Annotated in this window: 2 protein-coding genes; both read left to right on the top strand. The window is 30.8% G+C overall.

All coding sequences use genetic code 11. The annotated features are described in order from the left end of the window. The first annotated feature begins 176 nt into the window (after positions 1 to 176). Positions 177 to 3128, top strand: coding sequence for a Tn3 family transposase (locus KPL55_RS25220; protein ID WP_216309512.1), 2952 nt, complete (start codon positions 177 to 179; stop codon positions 3126 to 3128). Next, complete coding sequence (locus tag KPL55_RS25215; RefSeq protein ID WP_216309511.1) at positions 3118 to 3831, top strand: tyrosine-type recombinase/integrase; 714 nt, start codon at positions 3118 to 3120, stop codon at positions 3829 to 3831. The genes KPL55_RS25220 and KPL55_RS25215 overlap by 11 nt, the downstream gene beginning before the upstream one ends. The last annotated feature ends 39 nt before the right edge of the window (positions 3832 to 3870 follow it).

Below are 3870 nucleotides of genomic sequence, written 5' to 3'. Positions count from 1 at the left end.
GGGGTATGAAGAACATAGCTGTCACCAGAAGCAATAGGAAAGTTCCGAATTTCATTTTGAAACTTGAACTTAGGTGTATTTAGAGCCTTTTGTTGAGTGTTTTAGATTGATATGGTAAACTAATCTCAATAAAAGTTCCTACTCTTGACATTATAGGAACTTTCGAAAGGTGATATATGGAATCTAATAATAAAATTGATGAGAGCTTTAAATTTAGTGAAATAGAAATAGATCTTGTAAATAATAATAGAAAAGCAGAAACAAAAATAGGTTTTGCAGTTCTTTATAAATTCTTTCAAAATAATGGGCGTTTCCCGTATGACAAATTTGAAATTTCAAATGAAGTTATTTGTTATATTTCTGAACAAATTGGAGTAGATAGTTCTTGTTATAATGATTATGATTGGAATGGAAAGTCAATAATTAATCACAGAAAGCAAATTAGAGAGCTCTTCTTATTTAGAGAGTGTACCGTTCAGGACTATGATACGATTAAAATATGGATTTTGAGTAACGTCCTCCCTAAAAATGATGATTATGAATTAGTTAAGAAGGAAGTATATAAGCAATTCAAGGAACTAAAAATAGAACCAACCACACCAGAAAGAATAGAAAGAATAGTCAGTTCAGCTATAAATACATATGAAAATAATATCTTTGAAAGTATTTTTAATAAGTTGACAGTTGAAACTATCAAAAATTTCGACTTGTTCCTTGCTACTGAATCACAAAATAACAACATGGAACAAATAATATGGTTCAATGATTTCAATATTGATCCTGACGGTGCAAATATTAAAAGTGTTTTTAATGAATCTAATAAATTAAAAACTATTGAAGGTATGATGATACCAGAAGATATTTTCAAAGACATACCATCAAAGCTTTTAAAAAAGTATTATAAACGTAGTAAAGCTGAAAATATCAGCGAATTTAGAAGGCATCCGGATGCCATGAGAAATGGTCTATTAGCTATATTTTTTCATTTTAAATCAATGGAAATTAAGGATAATTTAGTAGATTTACTTATAAAAATATTGAACAATTTAGACACAAGTGCAAATAGAAAAATAAAAAAAGAACTTGCAGAGAGCACAAATTATACTAGGAATAAAAATAAATTACTTTTGAAAATTGCTAAAGCTGTGGTCGAGAGCCCAGAAGCTAAGACATGCGACTTAATATATCCAATAGCTGACGAGCAAAAATTAAAGGATTTAATTAATGAGTTAGAAAATAAGAGTGATGATATATTAAATAAGAAAAATTATAATAACATGAAATCTTCCTATCAAAGGCATTATAGGCGTATTTTGCCGGATATAATAAATGCGTTGAATTTCAATTCAAATAATGATAAATATAAGCCTATAATAAAGGCAATAGAACTTATAAAGAAGTATTTAGATTCAAAATCACGTTATTATTCAAAGGATGAAATAGTTCCCATTGAGGGTGTTGTTAGACCTATGTGGAAAGATATGATAGAAGATAAATCGGGGAAAAATAACGCACTTAGAATTAAGAGAGCTAACTATGAATTGTGTGCCTTGCAGGCTTTAAAGGATAAGCTTCGCTGCAGAGAGGTTTGGATAAGTGGCGCTGATAAATACAGGAATCCTGATGAGGATCTTCCAAAGGACTTTGATATAAAAAAAGAGGAATACTACTTAGCAATAAATCAGCCTTTAGATGTAAATGACTTTATTGAAAAGATAAAATCATCTATGAAAGATTCGTTATCTAAGCTAAATAAGACTATTCCTAAAAATGAAAAGGTTAAAATTCTAGATATAGGAAATGGAAGAATAAAAATTTCGCCCTCTCCAAAACAACCAGAGGCAAAAAATCTTTTGAAATTGAAACGTGAAATATCAAATCGTTGGCCTGATTTGAATTTATTAGATGTTTTTAAAGAAGCTGACTTAAGAATTGACTTCACAAAACATTTAAAAACTAGCGCAACTCAAGAAAGGTTAACCCGAGAAATTATAAGAAAACGTTTGTTAGTCTCTCTTTATGGAATGGGAACAAATATGGGACTAAAAGCTGTTTCTTCAAAGGGTTTAGATGAAAACTATATGGATTTAGAGTACATAAAAAGAAAGTTCATAAACAAGGATAATTTAAGAGCTGCAATTGCTGAAGTAGTAAATGCTACTTTGAAAATTCGCAGTGAAAATATTTGGGGGAGTGCGACAACAACTTGTGCATCAGATTCTAAAAAATTTGGAGCATGGGACCAAAATTTAAGGGCAGAGTGGCATAACAGATATCATGGCCGAGGAATTATGATTTACTGGCATGTTGAGAAAAAGTCTTTATGTGTATATTCTCAAGTGAAATCTTGTTCATCGTCAGAGGTTGCTTCTGCTATTGAAGGTGTTCTTAGGCATTGTACTGACATGAATATAGAAAAAAACTATGTAGACACACATGGACAAAGCGAAGTAGCTTTTGCGTTCAGCTGTTTGCTTGGTTTCAAGCTAATGCCTCGTATCAAAAATATCAACAAACAAAAACTGTATAAACCTGAAATAAGTGATGAAGATTATTCGAATATTGAACTTGTTATGAAAAAGAAACCGATTAATTGGGAATTAATTAGACAGCAATATGATCAAATGGTAAAATACGCAACAGCATTAAGACTTGGTACTGCTGATGCAGAATCTATTTTAAAAAAATTCACTAAAAATAATCTTCAACATCCCACATACCAGGCATTAAGTGAGCTTGGAAGAGCAATAAAAACTATATTTATTTGCAGATATGTTATGTCAGAAGAAATGCGAATAGAAATTAACCAAGGATTAAATGTTATTGAAAATTGGAATAGTGCAAATAATTTTATTTTCTGCGCAAGAGGTCGTGAATTTTCAACTAATAATATCGAAGACCAGGAAATATCAGCTTTGGCTCTCCATTTAATACAAAACTGCATGGTATATGTTAATACATTATTGATTCAAGATATTTTATCTGAGGAAGAGTGGTTTAATATTATGGAAAAAGAAGATTTTAGAGCTATAACGCCATTAATTTATAGCCATGTTAATCCCTATGGTAATTTTAACTTAGATATGGATAAACGGATACATTTGGGGGTGAAAAAAAATGCCTGCTGAATTACAAAGAACATCTCCCAAGAAAAAAGCAAAGGAACTTGCAAAATATCTTCGTAAAGAAAGACCTGACTATAATTACTTGAAAAGTTTATTCAAGTATCTTAGAGAAGAATTAGAAATTGAGGTTCCACGAAATGCAAGGAAATTACCATATGTGCCAACAGAGGATGAAATAAAAAATTATTATAAAGTAGTTTGGAACTCTAAAAACTTTCAGGACATGTTAATTATCAAGGTTTTAATTTATACGGGTGTTAGAGTCAGTGAATTAGTTAACATAAAGATTAGTGATATAGATTTATTTAATTGTCAGATAAGAATTAATCAAGGCAAGGGTAATAAGGATCGTGTGGTTCCTTTCCCAGAGGGATTTAAAGAGGTGCTTGGTATACATTGTAACAATAATCTGAAAAATAATGCCACTTATTTATTTGAATCATCATGGAAAAAGAAATATACCGACAGGGGCATAAGAAAAATCTTAGAAAAATATTCTGTGCAAGCTGGTTTAAAAACAATGATATCTCCCCATAAATTAAGGCATTTCTTGTTTACATGGCTAAAAAAACAAGGCATAGACGATGCTTTGATACAACCATATTCCGGTCACGAAAGCAGAAAAACCCTTGAAATATATTCGAAATTATCAATTGCTGAAGCTCAAGAGGCTTATGATGAAGTGATCAATAGTTTTCCAATATAAGGTATTGCTTCTGGTGACAGCTATGTTCTTCATACCCCT

Origin of the sequence: Clostridium lacusfryxellense (assembly GCF_018861735.1) — a bacterium.
Taxonomy (GTDB): Bacteria; Bacillota; Clostridia; order Clostridiales; family Clostridiaceae; genus Clostridium_AD; species Clostridium_AD lacusfryxellense.
Note: the sequence above shows the minus strand (reverse complement) of the source record. Positions and strands in the feature narration are given on the sequence as shown.